The sequence below is a fragment of the Achromobacter seleniivolatilans genome (assembly GCF_030864005.1).
Classification (GTDB): Bacteria; Pseudomonadota; Gammaproteobacteria; order Burkholderiales; family Burkholderiaceae_B; genus Achromobacter; species Achromobacter seleniivolatilans.
The window spans coordinates 4,725,387-4,741,716 of the sequence record NZ_CP132976.1; the positions used below are offsets into that span (position 1 = coordinate 4,725,387).

A 16,330-nucleotide genomic window follows, 5' to 3' on the forward strand; every position below is an offset into this window, starting at 1 on the left:
TCAGATTTTTTTGTTTGTTCAGCCCCGCGCCCGTACCGGCGCCCGTGCGCGTGCCCGAACCCGCGTCACCCGCCCGCCCCACCACAAGCGTCCCGCCTGCGGCTCCACCGGCAGAATCTGGCGCAGCAGCGCCAGCACCTTGCGCGTATCGTCCAACTGGAACACGCCTGACACCGGCAACCGCGCCACCGCCGAGTCACACTCGATCGCCCCGTGATAGCGCGACAGCTCCTGCAAGAAAGCGTCCAGCGGCATATCGCGCACCGACAAAGCCCCCTCGACCCAGGCCCCGCCATCCATCATGCGCCCCTCCACCGGCGCCAGCGCCCGCACACCGTGCGGCGTCATCCGCGCAGACTCCCCGGCCCGCAGCGTCGCGCCCGCCGCCACGCCCGCGCCATCGCGTGGCAGCAACGCCACCGCGCCTTCGTCCACCGCCACCTCGCTGCCGTCGTCCCACTGCCGCACCCGATACCGCGTGCCCAGCGCCTGTGCCCGCCCGTCGCGCGTCTCCACGAACAGCGGCCGCGACAGCGGGTCATGCCCGGAGATCACATACACCTCGCCCGCCAGCAAATGAATGCGCCGCACCGGCCCGCCATAATCAATGTCGACCGCCGTCTCCGTATTCAGCACCAGCGTGCCGCCATCCGGCAGCGTGACGCGGCGCCGCTCGCCCCGCGACGTGGACACATCGGCCAGCGCGTGCCGAACCACCGGCACATCCCCCATCCGCCAAGCCACCCAACCGCCCGCCGCCAACGCACCCAGCGACATCAACGCCTTGCGGCGCGAACGCCGCACCTGCGCCGCCTCCGTCTGCCGCAGAATCCGCGCCGCCGCCTCGCCCGGCATCTCCGCCGCAGGCCGCTGCAAACGCGCACCCAGCGACTGCAAACGCTCCCACACCAACGCATGGGCCGGCTGCGCCCGCAGCCAGGCATCGAACGCCTGCCACGCCGACGCGTCCGCCGTGTTGTATTGCAGCTTGATGCGCCAACGGATGGCCTCGTCCAACACCGCCCGATCCGCCGCGCCCTCCGCGCCGTCCTCCGCACGCGCGCCTGGCGCCCCGGGCGACACGCCCGCCCGATCAAACCCCATAGACCAGCCGATAGCAGTGCTGCAACGCCTGCGCCAGATAACGCTCCACCGTCGCCACCGACTTCCCCACCTGCCGCGCAATCTGCGGGCACGTATGCCCCTCCATCTGCGCCAACAGAAACACCTCGCGCACCTCCGGCTTCAAGCGGCCCAGCATCTGCGCCACCTGCTCCAGCGACTCCAGAATCAACAGCCGCGATTCTTCCGAGGGCCAATGGCTCTGCGGATACGTCTGCAACACTGCCAGATAGCTGCGCTCGATCTCCAGCCGCCGCCAATGGTCCACCAGCAAGCGGTTAGCGATGGTGCGCAAGTAGGCTCGCGGCTCGCGCAGCGCGGTGTCAGAAGGGGAGGTGGAGTTTGCCGACAGCAGGCGCACAAAGGTGTCCTGCGCCAGATCCGCCGCGCGATGAGCATCGCCCAGCTTCAGCCGCAGCCAGCCGTGCAGCCAGGAATGATGATCGCGGTACAGCGTCGCGATACCGGCGTCGGGACTGGCGCTGGGGGTGGCGGGCATGGGGGTATGTTGGTAATGGGAATTGTTCCCATTATATCCAGACGAATACCGGTGCTAGCCCGGTGTTCGTCTGCCGTGCCCGCCAGCGCGGGCGGGGCTTTGCTTTGGTCGGTCGACTACTGCAACGAAGCCGGCGCGTCGTGCAACACGCCGCATGGGTCCGCGTCCGCGCCGCAAGCCCGCGCCTGCTCCAGCATGGCGTCGGCCAAGGTCCCCAGGTGGTCGCACAAGCCTTCCACCCCGCCCATCAATGCCGCCACCGTCCACGCGTCTAGCGGCTGCCCGCCGGTCGCGTCGGGCTCGGACGCGCTATTGCCCACCATGCGGGCCATGGCCGCGATGGCGTAGCGGGCTCGGTCGATTTGGTAGAGAGGGGATAGGGGGATCAGGCCGTACTCGGGATCGGCGTCGACGGACCAGGGGTTTTGGGTGAGGGGGTGGGATTGCATGGACTTCCTCCGACGATGTGGGAAATCCGACGATTTACCGGCTTCCAAACCGGGCTACCGTTGTTCCAGTAGTGGAAGAAGTATATGGGAGAAGGCCCGTGGCCTTCAGTGGGGTGAATGACAAGTTTGCCATTGGGGAATGCTGACCATATTGTGACTACCTGTCTGCTTTCGGCCACGGAGCGGTCGCTCCATCGCCGAACACACAGCGTTGTGTCGTCAGCCATAACTGACGTTCGACACTGACTCCGGCGACAACTGCAATGCGCCGATTGGCTACGCCGTCAGCGCCCTCGCCGCTGCCACCCATTTGCCTGCAAACTCGGCATCGGAAAAGCGCAACTGGCTCACCGGGGACATCCTGATCGCATTCGTTTAATAAACTACATCCTGACAGGGGCTGCGGAGCTTGTTCAGATATTCCCTAGGTGAACATAGATAAAAAATTTCCCCTGTATTCTTCGAAGTCCAGTTCAAAGCGCTCTTCACTTTGGCGCGCCTTTAGAACGTCGATAAACTCTCCCTCGCAGTAGAACTTTCCGGCTGCTCCTGGATTTTTTGTATTTTTAATGGCTTGGTCGATAGATTCATTATCATTTCGGCAACCAATAATAATTTTTGTCACGCGCTCGAAGTCAATTATTTTGAAGAAAAACGAGTTCATGTGAATTGTCATGATCCACATCATCTTTAGAATTTCAGCACTGATCTTACTGTTTTTTATATCTATCCATAGATCTTCGCCGTCCACTTCTACGCCACTACCAGATTCGAATTCTCTGTAGTTTTGCGCTTGAGAATGGAAGGCATTTTCGCATTCTTTTCTATTGACTTTTACTATGTCTGCGAATGAGTAGTGCAATGCAAATCTTTGTTCTTTTTCGTACATCCATTCGTCAGACTTAGTAAAAATATAGTGCCTGCGAATTTCAGGAATCATCCCTGATGAAATCACATCTTGGTATCTTCTGAACTTCCTATAATCCACTTTTCCAAAGTACTTTGAGTCTGAAATTGGCGTGGAATTTGTGCAGAGAAATAGCGCACCTGGATTGCCCTCTTCGATAATAAACTCGAAAACAGCTCCGCGATGCTCGTCAGCATAATGACTCCACATCAGAAGGTTGTCATAAGTTTCTGAAAGAGAAATCACTCCAAATGACATAAAATTTTCAATGTAATCTCTAAAGCCTTCCTCTCTCGTTCCTTGCTCCTTATGCATGTTTTCAATGTCTCTTGAAAGCTCTTGTGTAATAGAGAATTCGAAAGGGTCATTAAGTCCGTTGGGATTTGCCAATCTCAATATTGGATTGTTGAAAAAATCATTAGCGCGCTTGCCCGGCATATATTTATAAAGTTTCATTTTCTTTAATTATTAAATATTTCTCAAGGTGGGCGCTATGATTTTTACATCCTGCTTTTCAGCCCGGTTCTCAGCCACAACTAACAAATACTCTACCTCACATGGAACTTTCGGTAATGGTGGCATTTCATTCATGACGTAATGAAGGCATTAAAATCCGCTCATTAACGGCGACTCGTAAAATCCCACCCTAATCCGATCCCGCTTCCTGCCATCATGCTTCTCTTGGTCGGATTGCTTGAGCCCGAAGACAAAAAAATCCCGATCTTGAAGAGTCATCTTCGCAAAGAATAATGAGTAAACCAATGACATCCATGCTGGCCTATACACCTAGAAATCCTCGGTTTTTTTGCCCCTTAACTCATAAAAGCTTCAGAGGTTTAACCACCAATTCAGGCCGCTTTGGGTCGAAAGCAGCCGGTCCCGAAAGGCATCTTCCGGCCAGAAATAGCTACTCGTGGGCGGCGCACCATCGGTAGCCTCGCCCTGAAGCGCGACAGTTGATATGAGATGAAAAATGAATCTGACCTCATACTTGGAGTGGCCACTCCCCCAGGATAACTTGCCTTAATATCCCATTCCTCAACGCCCATCCGAGCTTGCTAGTAGGACTCACCCCAGGTAGCTCGCAAATCAGAAGTGAGTACGACACCTTTCTGCACGTAGAGACCAAGTTCAATGCGTTCTAGTCCTCCGTCTTCCAGCGAAAGGTCTACGCGGCCAAGGAGCTCAAGATTTTCCGCGTGCTCGGAACCGCACGCGCAGTCGTCTTTGTGTAGAACTCGCTCCCAGCCTCCGTTTTCGTCGATCCGATAGTGAATTCCATTGAAGCGTCCCATTGCCATGATGCGAAGACCGGGATGATCAACGCCATATTCGAAAACGCTGACAATGTCACCCGGCATCTTGACGATACCGACACCTTTCCCGTAGCGCGTGCCCATCCCGTGGTAAACAAGGCCATCCAGCTCGATGTTGATTTCTTCGTATGCTTCAAGCAGCTTGTTAATGTGCGGAAGGAATGCGCGAGGCGCGCCAACTCCGTGGAACAAGCTGCTACCGCATAGGATATGTACAATTTGCGTGGCGCTCACAGTTGGGTAATCTGGCGGAGGCGGAAGATTCCTAGTCCAGAAAGGGCGATACATGGCACTCGCAGGTGGCATGTGCTTGCGAAGGTGATCCGAATATTCTGGAAGCTCCAGCGCTCGCCCAAACGCTTCCAAGCCAGCGTAGGAGATGTTTCGCATCTTTTCCCATGGCATCGCCAGTAGCTCGCGATACACAGGATCGTCCGATGGCTCGGGGAACAACCAGCTGGCGTTGTACTCTCCCGAGAAGTCGCGAAAAACCTCTGCCGGCGCGCTGATATGACAAAGGACGCAGTCACCACTCAAGCCGCTCGGGATCAAAGGGCCAACCATGTAAGCGTCCTGTCGCACATATCGTGGTGCCCCCTCGGCAGTAGCGATTTCGGAAAGATGAACTGCCTGAATGCCGGACTGACGAAGCGCCTTCTGGCATATCAGATAGACGTGCCCCATCCGATCCGCAGGTACGAACCATGCGTTGCGGGTGCGAAGGAAGACTGGGTCTTCGAAACAGTCTTCCACCAGATTGACGGAGATCTTCGACTCAAATTTATTGCTTGCAAACCAAGCCGCGACGCGCGGATCGCCGGAAGCGTCTAGGAAAAATGAGCGAAACCCATAGTGCTGAAGAATCGCTTGGTTGGTGGCTATGTCGTCAGTGTTCTTCCAACCACGCACAAGATGCTGTAAAGCTCTTTTCGCGTAATAGGACCATTTGATCATCAGATCAGGTACGCAGCCCTGACGCTGGAATGAGGTTGATAGCGAGGGCACACCCCCCGAGGTGGGGTAGTGCTGGGTTTGTCCTCTATAGAGAACGCCCGGCCCATATTGCTCGATAGCCATTTTGAGCGCTCCAACAGTATCGCAATGCCGGGTTTCCATTTCTTCTTTTCCCTCACAAGTCCTTCGCTGATCAATTATCATCGGCGGTGAGCTGCAAATGGCACCCCACCAACATTGCCCAAGCTGGCCGCAACGGATCACATGCAGTCTTACATTGAGGAATACTTTCGGCCGTACATTCAATCAGCCATACAGCACCGCGTCCAGAAGGACTTGACGTAGCCAAAATAAAAATCAATCCCTTGAGCTCTAAAGTCTAATCCGTGTCCTTAGGATCTTTCAGGCTAAAGTGGTTGTTGTATGGGCGTACGAGTCCTTCAACGCACACCTTGCATTTATCGATCAAAGTGGTGGCTTTCTTCTCTCCGTAAAAAACTCCACTATGCGCAATGTCATTACGTTCCTTGTTGATTTCCTTTGCGAGCGAGAGAAACTGGCCTCTCTCTTTCAGCGTTTTAGGCTCGTGATGCTTCCAGAGCGGCTCGATCAACTTATCAATTTTCCCACCAAGGCCATTCGCCCACTTGAGCAAGCTATCGACGAACGCTTGATCGAAGCTTCCTCTCTCCTTGAATTCACTTCAATAAAAGGTGTCAGACTACAATTTCGCTCTTCAGACGCTGCGAAATTGTAGTCTGACACCTTTTTATCCCGGAGGATGTTGGAGACGACAGACCTGCCCATGGAGCGGGTCACAATGAAGAACGGGTTTGGATCAGCGATTTCGCTGAGGGAGCATTTCTTGGGATCGTAGGGACGAGCTCATGAAGCTTCGGCGAGCGAGGGAGAAGACGGCTCGAGCGCGACGTGCATCGCAGCAGACTTGTGCCGCCTTGCATCGAGCCAGCTGCACCGTGCGCAGCGCTGCCGGCGCTGACGGAATCTGTACAAGTTCGTGCCAATTCCCAGCAGAGCGTCGATCAAAGTACTCACGTGAGCACACATGCCTTTCACTCGACCCATCAATACGGCCACGGGCCCTGCATCCAGCGACTGTGTGCCGCCTGAAGTTTCGTCCAAAGAGCTCGATGGTCTGAATCGGGATCGCGGTGACTGATCTACAGCGAGATAGAAGATCGTCCACCCCATGAGCTATGAATTCGCATTGACGCACACAATTTAATGTGTTTTTATCATAAAATAATGTGCCAATTCGCTCGAGAGGTTTGGCGATGACATACACCGAGTTTCTGGCAGAGCTGGGAAAAGCTGGTCTCACTGTCCGCGCTTTTGCTAAGTTGATCGGGATGAACCGCAATTCCGTTTCAAACTACGCAGGCGCCGGGGAGGTACCCGGCCATCTGGCTGTAATTGCTGCTTTGCTTGCGGAAATGAGTGTCCAGGGCTTGGCATTCCACGATGTCCTCGCACGAATCGACTTGACGCCAAAGCGCCCACGTGGTGCTGCTAAGGCGGGGCGATTCGGTGGCGAAAAGCAAAATCAATTGGAGTTGGATCCGTGAAAGAAGAATTGTCGATCTCACTCAATCAGGTGCACGCAGACCTAGGCTGGCCAGCCCCGGCGACTGTAACGCATCCGAAGGGGGCGGGTGCGGCTGTCTTCGCATCACTAGCGCGAGAAAAAATCGGTCGAGCCCTAACCCGGTTTGACGACGCGCAGCGCGCGGTGGTGGGCGTTTTGATGGCTGATTCTCAAGCAACTGCAACTGAGCCACCTTTAGCCGTCGTTGTTGATTTCCAAGGTGACGCGAAGGATGCCACTCTACGAGAATTGCATCGCCTGACTTGGAATTTTTCACACAGCCCAGTTTTGGTGACGATAGAGCCGAATCTGCTCCGTGTCTGGAGTTGTTGTGAAGCCCCAGACCCTGACAGGAACGTTGGCGATTTCCTAGTGCATCAGATCACGCAGTCAGATTTGACACAAATTCGCTCTGACGGTCTTGAGAATCGAGCGGCGCGTGCGCTGCACTGGATAAATCTCGTTTCTGGGGAGTTCTTTTTCCAGCACGCTGAGCGGTTTGATCGCGACGGACGGGCCGACCAAATGTTGCTTGGCAATTTGCGATACATTCGCGCCAAATTGGATGAGGCCGGTCTTCAAGACGATGATATTTGCCATGATTTGCTGGCTCGCATCATCTTCGTACAGTTTCTCTTTGATCGTAAAGACTCGGATGGCGCTGCCGCTCTAACGCCTACCAAACTTGCACGCCTCCATGCGGATGGCATTCTAAGCCGTGCACATACCGGATTTGCTAGCGTCCTTGATAGCTATCAAGATACCTATAGGCTTTTTGATTGGTTAAACATCCGCTTCAATGGGGACTTGTTTCCTGGCAAGGGCGACACCCCAGCTGCGCGTGCCCAAGGCTGGGCAGCTGAAAAGCGGGCAGTTAGTAAGCAACACCTTGCCCTACTGAGCGATTTCATTCGTGGCGACGTGAATATGCCTTCGGGGCAGAGAGCCCTTTGGCCGCAATATTCTTTTGATGTTATCCCCCTAGAATTCATCAGCAGCATTTATGAGACGTTCGTGACCGAGCGAGCTTCTCAAGATGGCATTTTTTATACTCCACCCCATTTGGTGGACTTTGTGTTGGATCGCGTATTGCCGTGGAGTGGTATCGAGTGGGACTTGAAGATTATCGATCCCGCATGTGGCTCGGGGATCTTTTTGGTCAAGGCGTTTCAGCGCCTAGTTCATCGGTGGAAGCAAGCCAATCCGGATAAATCTATCCGCGCGGAAACCTTGAGAAATCTCCTGGAGCGCAATATTTTCGGCGTGGACAAAGATCCGCACGCTGTTCGTGTCGCATGCTTCAGTCTTTATCTTGCAATGTGCGACGAAATTGAACCGCGCCATTACTGGACGCAGATTGTGTTTCCGGCCATGCGAGAAAGACGTCTAGTTTGTTCGGATTTCTTTTCCGAAAATCGGAACGGCTTCGACTCAATCCAAGATGCGAACTCATACGATCTTGTAATTGGCAATGCGCCATGGGGCGACAGCCTAGTAACACCGCCCGCTCTAGATTGGGCAACTTCCGCTGAGCGGTCCTGGACTGTAGCCAACAAGGATATAGGTGGCTTGTTTCTGGCAAAGGCTGCACATTTGGTGACTCAATCTGGTCGAGTCGCCATGATTCAGTCTGCGAACTCTTTGCTATTCAATGGCAGTACAAAAGCCATTGCATTCAGGAAAGAGCTCTTTTCTGCTCATCGCATCGAAGAGATCTACAATCTTTCGGCTCTGCGGTTTAAGGTCTTCAAGCGCAAGTCACATACCACAAAAACGTCAACCTCACCCGCATGTGTAGTGATGATGAAAAAGTGTGTTCCGTCTCTGGATGACCGCATTGCTTATATAAGCCCTAAGCATCTCAAGCCGCTCGTCGACGAGTTCACCATCATTATAGAACCGCAAGACCGTCGTTGGCTAACTGTACGTGAGGCCGCTTCCGACAGACTGGTTTGGACGGCCCTGATGTGGGGTGGCCCCCGCGATCGTGTCCTTCTAAAGAAGCTTCAAGCATACCCAAGCCTTTCTTCTGTCCGGGAAGAGCTCGGCGTAAAAAGTCGGCAGGGGATCATTTTCGGCGATCGGACTAGATCCGAGCCCCGTTTGTACAAACGACGCCTCTTTGATGCCGATGTTTTTCCAAACGAATCATTTTTACATATAGATGTCGATGCATTACCGCTAGCAGGCGAAATAAAAACCCATTCTCGGGATTCTACCGATTTTGGTGCATTTTCGTTTCCACAATTGATTATCAAGCAGAGCTGGCAGAAGGCATCAGGTCGCTTTCATGCACGCATGGCCAAGTCTCGCAGAGGAGAGGGGGCCCTGTGCAACAAGAGCTATGTAAGCGTTCACGCTCCAGCACCATTGCTAGAAGCCGCCTGTGTATCCTTCAATAGTGCTATCGCCACTTATTATCTACAATTGACTAGCGGACGTATAGCCGCATATCGACCAGAAGCGTTGGTTCATGAACTAATGAGTCTTCCTATTCCTAACCCTGAGTCTGGATTGGCGGATGGAATTGAAACGCATGAACAGCTAGATGTACGTGCGTTCCAAGCTTTTAATCTAAATGATGCGGAGCGCGTTTTGGTCGAAGATATGTTCCAGTACACGCTACAAGATTTTCGTGGAGATGACACTGCACCCTCTCGACAGGTAACGTCCGGTTCGAATGACCAATCAGAAGTCCAACTAAACTCTTACTGTGACTATTTTGTTCGTGTGTTGAAGGCGGGATTTGGGAACGATAAAAAAATAGCTGCGACTATTTTTCGATGCGAGCATGAGTCCCAGTTACCATACAGACTTGTGGCATTTGAACTAGGTGGAACCGCCAATGATACGATCAATGTTAGACAAGTACGAACAACTGCACTGCTCGATGAGCTCGAACGGTTAGACAAGGGATCGCTACAGCCTGGTGTCGCGCGACGCGGCATATACCATGAACGGGTTGTGCGTATATATGACAGCAGCAATGGAATTCCAACAATATTTGTCGTAAAACCAGACATGGCACGATATTGGACGCGCAGCGCAGGTTTAAGTGACGGTGATGAGGTGGCATTGGATCTCTTTCGCTGGCAGCAAGCGGCCGCAGAGGAGGCGCCCCTCCAATGACGACGCTTACTCCTTGGCCTTCACCACCAACTGCCCCAGATTCATCGTTCATCGCGCTAGCCTGCTCATGGATGCAGAATCCAGCACACTGGATACTCGGCTTCGTATGGGCAGCCTATGATGAGATGCTCGCACATCCACCGGCCGTCGATAGTCGTGATCTTGAACGCAGCATTACGCAGTTGCTTGAACCGCGTATTAGGGATTCCATGACAGGCTTTGAACCCTTTTACGTGCAACATGGCTCCTTCGAAAGGGAAACTATGATGGCGCCACCTGCTCAACCGCCCGCTTACGATCTCGCGTTTGTACTTCGAGCAGATGAGCGCATCATGTGGCCGCTAGAGGCTAAGGTGCTGGAAACTCCGCGCACATTGGCTGAATACGAGAGAGATGTTCGTGAGGAGTATCTGACCTGTCGATATGCACCATTCTCGAGTTCTGGCGCAATGTTGGGATACCTTATATCCGGGTCTGCGCTGGACACGCTTGCAAATATCGCGAAAAAACTGGGCTGCGCTCTTGATACTGTTGCCGAGTTTCCCTCTAGGCCACATCGGCTCTCCAGTCATCGTCGCAGCGTGCCCATCGGCAAGGCCTATCCGAGCGACTTCAGATGCCATCACCTAGTCCTAGAATATCCAGGACTGGCACGACATAAGTAGAACGTAACTGTCACCGAGTTGTTTGCACTACTCCTCCATGACTGCCGACAACGTCACAGCTGCGGCGTGGTGCGGAATCCTGGCAATCGCCTGGCAGGTCGGTTGTTCTCGTCTCTTTTCACACCATACATGGCGCCGAACGGTTCGAGCGCCTGCTCGAAGTCTGGCGTTGATGGTTAACGGGTAGACCAGGAAACTCGTGTCGGACGTGCGCCATGCCGCCGGCCGCTTACCCCTTTACTCACTTCCTGAACTATAGATGCACTGACGCCAGATCTGTAACAAGGCCGCTGCGGCCCTTATTACTTTCTACCGAGGCGAATTACGCCTTACGCACCTGCGCAATCAACCCATCTGACTACCCCAGCATCGTCACGATCTCTTCAACCGTCACATTCAACGCCGGCATAAAGCGCGGCAAATTCGGCCGAGGTGCATTCAGCAGCAACCCAGCCAGAGCCAGATTCCGCGCAGCTTCCACCGAATAAGATGTCAGACTAGAATTCCGAAGCATCGGCCGGTGAATTTTCATTATGGCACTCTCACGGTCACCTATCGCGATCCAGTTAGCGTTCGCAAGGCCGAATCAGAACGTAAGGCGGGGCGCTGCCCCCGACCACTCAATTCGGCTTCAATTCAATATCCCGAGCCACCTTCCCCAGAAGCTCATAGTCCGTGCGCGCCCGTTCAGTGGCCTGCTGCGACGTATTCCCCACGATCACCCAGCCCAGTTCCTTGAGCTTGCGCTGCATCTCGGCATCCTTAAGGCTCGCAACCGCCGCCCCCTGTATCTTTTCAACGACCGCAGGCGGTGTGTCCTTGGGCGCAGCCAGACCAAACCATCCGGTCGGAACCAACCCCGGGATGCCCAGCTCCTTCGCGGTAGGCACTTGCGGATACCCATCAAACCGATAATCGCTGGTGACGAACAACGCGGTCGTCTTGCCCGACGTGACGTACGGGATTTGCGAGGCGGCGTTGTCCATCATGGAATCCACGTGCCCGCCCAAAATATCATTGACGGCGGGCGCGGCCCCCTTGTAGCCCAGGATGCTCAGGTTCACCCCCGCCAGCTTGGCGAAGGCCGCCTGCGTCAGGTGCGCCTGGGTGCCAAGCCCCGCATTCGCCGAACTCAGGCCGCCGGGTTTCGTGCTGCTTAACGCCTTGAACGCCGCGTAATCCTGCGCCGGAAACTGCTTGCCCACGACAAATACGAACGGGACTTCCACGGCGATCGAGATCTGCGCCAGGTCCTCGACGGGGTTGTAGCGCAGCTTGTAGATGTGCGGATTGACGGCGATGGTGCCGCTTGCGCTGAGCAGCAGCGTATAGCCGTCGGGTGCGGCGCGCACGACGTGCTCGGTGGCGATCGAGCCGCCCGCGCCGGGTTTGCCGTCGACGATCACGGGTTGCCCCAGGCGCTTGGACATGGCTTCTGCCAACAGGCGGGTCATCGTGTCGGACGCCGATCCCGGCGCGTAGGGGTAGATGATCGTGATCGGTTTGGCGGGGTAGGCGTCTGCGGCATGAGCCGGCGTCAGTCCCACCGACAGCAGCAATGCGGTGATAGCGGAGCAAAGGCGTGTCATCGTTTTCTCTCCCTACGGGCGGGTGGTATGAATGATCTTTTGAATGATGGGAATGGCCATCGCGGCGTACCCGCTCAGTTCCGGCAGCATGTCCTGGCGGTACCAGCCGGCCTCGTGCAGCAGGTTCAGCGATGCGATCGTTTGGCCGTCCCATCGGACCGGCACGTTCACGGCGCTCTCGCAGCCGAGTGAATGGATGAGTTCATGGTCTGGAAATGCGCGCGCGCATTCCGCGCGGTCGACGCAGATTCGCGCTTTTCCTTCAAGCACGACCGTGGCGTAGAACTCGCTGTTTTCGCGGATGGGCTTGGCGCCGCCTGGCGGGTAGGCCTCGGGCTGGCTTGAGAAATACCGCCGGCTCTGCTCTGCCTCTCGATCCAGCACCAATACCGTGAACAGCCGATAGCCGATCCGCGCGGCCAGCGCGCGGGCAAGCGCCTGCAGTCCGCATTCGGGTTGGGGCGCGGTGGCCAGGGCCTGCGCCATGTCGCTTATCGCCCGCGTCTGGGCCATGTTTTCTGTTGCGTTCGTCACCGCTTGCCCTCGTCTATCGGGAAAGGCATTTTGGCTGCCAATGGCCATACGAGGCTAATGAATAAACCTGAGAGATCCATTACCATTTCCGCATGGACGCCACCTCGATCGACCCGCCCTGGACCCGCCGGCTCAAGCTTCGGCACTTGCAGGTGCTGGCCGCCCTGGAAACCGCGCGCAGCGTTACCGGCGCCGCCAAAGCCATGCACATGACGCAGCCCGCGCTCTCGCACTGGCTGAGCGACATGGAAGACCTGGTCGGCACGCCGCTGTTCCTGCGCGGCCGGTCGCTTGAACTGACGGAAGCCGGGCGGGCGCTTTGGCGCTACGCGTGCCGCGTGCTGGGCGACACTGCGCGCACCGGCGAGGAGATCGAAGCGGTCAAGGGCGGGGTGGCCGGCCATCTGCATATCGGCACCATTCTTTCCGCGGCGCCGGTGTTACTGCCACGCGCCATCGCCGCGCTGCACCAGCGTTCGCCCAATGTGCAGATCGAACTGGTCGAGGGCCTGCTTGAACCGCTGATTGAACGCGTGGAACGCCGCGAGATCGACCTCATCATCGGGCCGCTGGACGTGCGCGCCAGCCGCTCCGGCCTGTGCACCGAATGGCTGATGACCGACACCTTCAGCGTGGTGGCCCGGCGCGGGCATCCGCTGGCGGAGCTGGATGCGCCCTCCTGGGAGGACGCCCAGCGTTATCCGTGGATCTTGCCGCCGCTGGGCACGTTGTCGCGCGCGCGGCTGGATCAGGCCGTGGTGGATGCGGGCATGCCGCCCCCGAAGCCATCCGTCGAGACCAGTTCGCTCGTTGCGCTGTTGTCGATGCTGCAAGACCGCGACTACATCGCCACCTTGGCCAGCTCTGTTGCGCACATGTACGAACGGCTTGCCCTGATCAGCATCGTGCGCGCGCCGTCCCGCCTGGAGTTCGGCCCCATCGGCATGTTGTGGGCGGCCGACTCGCCCAGCATCGTGCTGCCGGCCTTGCGTGAAACGCTGCGCCAGGAGGCGCAGCGCACCTCCCAGGGCAGCGCCGCCAGCGACGCGGCTACTTGACGGTCGCGTACTCCAGCGTCTTGGGCGTGTGGGTCAGCACGCGTGGCGTGCTTCCGACCACGACCGTGTCGTCCAGACGGAAGCCGCCGATACCGTAAGCGTAAATGCCCGGCTCGGCCGAATACACCTCGTTGTCCAGCAAGGGGCGTTGGTTGAAGGCCATGTCTTCCGGGTACTCGTGGTGAATGATGCCCACGGCATGCCCGGTGCGATGGCGGATGAAGTCCGCGTACCCGGCCTTCTCGATCTCGGCCTGCGCGGCCGCGTCGATCGCGCAGACGGGGTTGCCCGTGCGGGCGGCGGCGATGGCCGCCTCGTTGGCCGCCTTGGCCGCGGACCACAGCCGCACCTGTTCGGCCGAGGGCGTGCCGCAGAACCAGGTGCGCTCGTTCTCGATCGTCAGGCCGTTCAAGCGCGGAATGACGATGTTCACCAGCACGTCGCCTTCCTGGATTCGCGCGCCGCATGACGCGCCATCGCCATGCGGCGAGGCCGACGCGGGGCCGCTCAGGGTCCAGCAGCGGATCACCTCGAAGTGCTCGCCCGGAAAGCGCTCGGCGGCCTCTTGCACGAACAGCGACGCCATGGCGAAGTCCAGTTCCTGCACCAGCCGGCCGGGCCGGATGTTCTCGCGGTAGCGGTCCTGAATCCAATCGGAGATGGACGCGGCGGCCGCCATCACGGCAAGCTCTTCGTCGTGCTTCTGCCAACGCAAGGCGCGGCACTCGGGTGTGGCGTTGCGCAAGACGACGTCGGGCAAGAAGCGCGCCAACTGCGCCAGCACCGGGCTGCCGCCTTCGACAGCGATGCGCGACCGCGCCAGGCCTGCCGCCTTCAACCTGGCCGCCAGCACCTCGGGCAATTGCGTAATCAACGGCAGCCGGTTCTGCACGCGCGGATGCTCGGCGTAGTAGCTGATGTCGGTGATCCAGACCTTGCCCTGTTCCTGCGAGAACTGCATGTGATGTGTGGACAGCTCGTTCATCACCAGGAAGGGCGTGCCGTTGCGGGGCACGACGGCAAAGATCGGCCGTTCCCAGGGCAAGACGTCGGTGTGGAAATTGGTGGCGAACTGGAAGAAGTCCGCCGACGTGAAGATGACGGCATCGACGGCCAGCTCGTCCATCATGGACGTCATCTTGTCGAACCGGTATTGCCAGACAGCCTGGGTGAGTTTGGGCATGGTGTGTCCTTTGTCGTGGTGGTCAGTCGTTGCTCAGGCCCAGTTGGCGAATCAGCGGGCCCCAGGTGGCGCTATCGCGCGCGGTCCATTCAGCTACGGTCTCGGGCGACGAGGGCAGGGGCTCAAGCTGAAGCTCCTGCAGACGCGCCTTGACCGCGGGATCGTCGAAGAAGCGCCGGGTCTCGGCGTTGAGGCGCGCAATGGCCTGCGGCGGCGTGCCCTTGGGCGCCACCAGCGCATACCAGCCCGGCATCGGAAAATCCTTGAAGCCCAGTTCGGCCAGCGTGGGCACGTCCGGCACGCTGGCCGCGCGCTTGTTGCCCACCACGGCCAAGGGCACCACCTTGCCCGCGTTGGCCTGCACGGCGCCCGTGTTCAGCACGTCGGCCATCACCTGGGTCTGGTTGGCCATCACGCTGGTCAGCCCGGCGGCCGCGCCGTTGTACGGAACATGCGTGAGCTTCATGCCCGTCTTCTGCGCCAGCATCTCCACGACCAGATGCGTGGAATTGCCCTTGCCCGCCGACGCGAAATTCAGCGACTCGGGTTCGGCCTTGGCGCGGGCGACCAGTTCGTCCAACGACCGGATACCCGTCTGCGTGCCGGCGACCAGCAAGAAGGGCGTATTCACCAAGAGGCTGACGCCGTCGAAATCCCGCGCCGGCTCATACGGCATGTTCTTGTACATATGCGGGTTGAAGGCCAGGTACGACACCCCGCTGACCAGCACCGTGTACCCGTCGGCCGGCTGTTTGGCGACGTAGCTGGATGCCAGGATGCCGTTGGCGCCCGGCCGGTTCTCAACAACCACCGGCGTCTTGAGCTGCCGTGCAAGGTAGTCCGCCCACAAGCGGCCGATCACATCCGTGCCGCCGCCGGCGGCCTGCGGCACGACCAGCTTGATGGGCTTGTCCGGATAATCGGCGGCGGCGCCTGCACTGACGCCTGCGAAAAGCAAGAGCGCGATCCCTGCTGCTACGCAGCGAGTACGTCCCGGTACTGTCCTCAACATGTCATCCCCATGAATCATCAAATGCGTCGCGAATGGACGGCGGCTTTTGAAGCCTGCGAGAGGATTATGGGGAGATCGGGCATGTCAGCCCAATGAATAAACCTGAGGTTTCCATAAGCGTTTTGGCATGATGGGACACCGTGATCGGCATAGCGGCAACCATGGCAGGCTTGAAGGCGACCGATGGGGCATCAGGCGATGCGCCCTGCGGGTTAGGCCGAAATCAGCTCAGAATCAGACCGTTTCAGCTCAATCCGTTTCGGAATCAGCTCAGTATTGAGCTGATTCCTGATAAATTGAGCTGATT

The 16,330-nt window shown here is 57.3% G+C and carries 14 protein-coding genes and 1 pseudogene; 5 read left to right on the forward strand and 10 right to left on the reverse strand.

Going from position 1 to position 16,330, the window contains the following annotated elements; translation table 11 throughout:
• Window positions 1-18: 18 nt before the first annotated feature.
• The 5 genes from RAS12_RS21270 to RAS12_RS21290 form a co-directional block, all read right to left on the reverse strand.
• Window positions 19-1,104 carry a FecR domain-containing protein gene (locus tag RAS12_RS21270; protein WP_306939920.1) on the reverse strand — a complete coding sequence of 362 codons (1,086 nt, stop codon included), beginning with the start codon at window positions 1,102-1,104 and terminating at the stop codon, window positions 19-21.
• Window positions 1,094-1,621, reverse strand: coding sequence for a sigma-70 family RNA polymerase sigma factor (locus tag RAS12_RS21275; protein WP_125282855.1), 528 nt, complete (start codon window positions 1,619-1,621; stop codon window positions 1,094-1,096). The genes RAS12_RS21270 and RAS12_RS21275 overlap by 11 nt, the downstream gene beginning before the upstream one ends.
• A 116-nt stretch (window positions 1,622-1,737) precedes the next feature.
• Complete coding sequence (locus RAS12_RS21280) at window positions 1,738-2,070, reverse strand: hypothetical protein (protein WP_306939923.1); 333 nt, start codon at window positions 2,068-2,070, stop codon at window positions 1,738-1,740.
• Window positions 2,071-2,494: 424 nt separating this feature from the next.
• Window positions 2,495-3,433 (reverse strand): DUF2971 domain-containing protein, encoded by a 939-nt coding sequence (locus RAS12_RS21285; protein WP_306939924.1) that lies wholly within the window; start codon window positions 3,431-3,433, stop codon window positions 2,495-2,497.
• A gap of 602 nt (window positions 3,434-4,035) precedes the next feature.
• Window positions 4,036-5,370, reverse strand: a complete 1,335-nt coding sequence (locus RAS12_RS21290) for an FRG domain-containing protein (RefSeq protein ID WP_306939925.1) — start codon at window positions 5,368-5,370, stop codon at window positions 4,036-4,038.
• Between the two features lie 289 nt (window positions 5,371-5,659).
• Here RAS12_RS21290 and RAS12_RS21295 point away from each other — a divergent pair, with 289 nt between their 5' ends.
• From RAS12_RS21295 to RAS12_RS21310, 4 genes are all read left to right on the forward strand, one after another.
• On the forward strand, window positions 5,660-6,004 hold the full coding sequence (locus RAS12_RS21295) for a hypothetical protein (RefSeq protein WP_306939926.1): 345 nt from the start codon (window positions 5,660-5,662) through the stop codon (window positions 6,002-6,004).
• Window positions 6,005-6,542: 538 nt separating this feature from the next.
• Window positions 6,543-6,833: an XRE family transcriptional regulator gene (locus RAS12_RS21300; protein WP_306939927.1), complete on the forward strand. Its 291-nt coding sequence runs from the start codon at window positions 6,543-6,545 to the stop codon at window positions 6,831-6,833.
• Entirely contained in the window at window positions 6,830-9,982 is a 3,153-nt protein-coding gene (locus RAS12_RS21305; RefSeq protein ID WP_306939928.1) for an HsdM family class I SAM-dependent methyltransferase, read from the forward strand. Before RAS12_RS21300 ends, RAS12_RS21305 begins: the two co-directional genes overlap by 4 nt.
• Entirely contained in the window at window positions 9,979-10,647 is a 669-nt protein-coding gene (locus RAS12_RS21310) for a hypothetical protein (RefSeq protein ID WP_306939929.1), read from the forward strand. Before RAS12_RS21305 ends, RAS12_RS21310 begins: the two co-directional genes overlap by 4 nt.
• A 358-nt stretch (window positions 10,648-11,005) precedes the next feature.
• On the opposite strand, the pseudogene argD reads toward RAS12_RS21310, so the two are convergent.
• The 3 genes and pseudogenes from argD to RAS12_RS21325 all read right to left on the reverse strand — a co-directional run.
• A pseudogene (gene argD, locus RAS12_RS21315) lies at window positions 11,006-11,128 on the reverse strand (acetylornithine transaminase); the annotation flags it as partial.
• Window positions 11,129-11,267: 139 nt separating this feature from the next.
• Window positions 11,268-12,236 (reverse strand): Bug family tripartite tricarboxylate transporter substrate binding protein, encoded by a 969-nt coding sequence (locus RAS12_RS21320; RefSeq protein ID WP_306939931.1) that lies wholly within the window; start codon window positions 12,234-12,236, stop codon window positions 11,268-11,270.
• Between the two features lie 12 nt (window positions 12,237-12,248).
• On the reverse strand, window positions 12,249-12,818 hold the full coding sequence (locus RAS12_RS21325; RefSeq protein WP_306939932.1) for a GAF domain-containing protein: 570 nt from the start codon (window positions 12,816-12,818) through the stop codon (window positions 12,249-12,251).
• 44 nt (window positions 12,819-12,862) lie between these two features.
• On the opposite strand from RAS12_RS21325, the gene RAS12_RS21330 reads away from it, so the two are divergent.
• Entirely contained in the window at window positions 12,863-13,828 is a 966-nt protein-coding gene (locus tag RAS12_RS21330) for a LysR substrate-binding domain-containing protein (protein WP_088446514.1), read from the forward strand.
• Here the strand turns inward: RAS12_RS21330 and RAS12_RS21335 are convergent.
• Both RAS12_RS21335 and RAS12_RS21340 read right to left on the reverse strand, forming a co-directional pair.
• Window positions 13,821-15,011: a M24 family metallopeptidase gene (locus tag RAS12_RS21335; protein WP_188589706.1), complete on the reverse strand. Its 1,191-nt coding sequence runs from the start codon at window positions 15,009-15,011 to the stop codon at window positions 13,821-13,823. The genes RAS12_RS21330 and RAS12_RS21335 overlap by 8 nt on opposite strands.
• 22 nt (window positions 15,012-15,033) lie before the next feature.
• Entirely contained in the window at window positions 15,034-15,969 is a 936-nt protein-coding gene (locus RAS12_RS21340) for a Bug family tripartite tricarboxylate transporter substrate binding protein (RefSeq protein WP_228468369.1), read from the reverse strand.
• Window positions 15,970-16,330 lie beyond the last annotated feature (361 nt).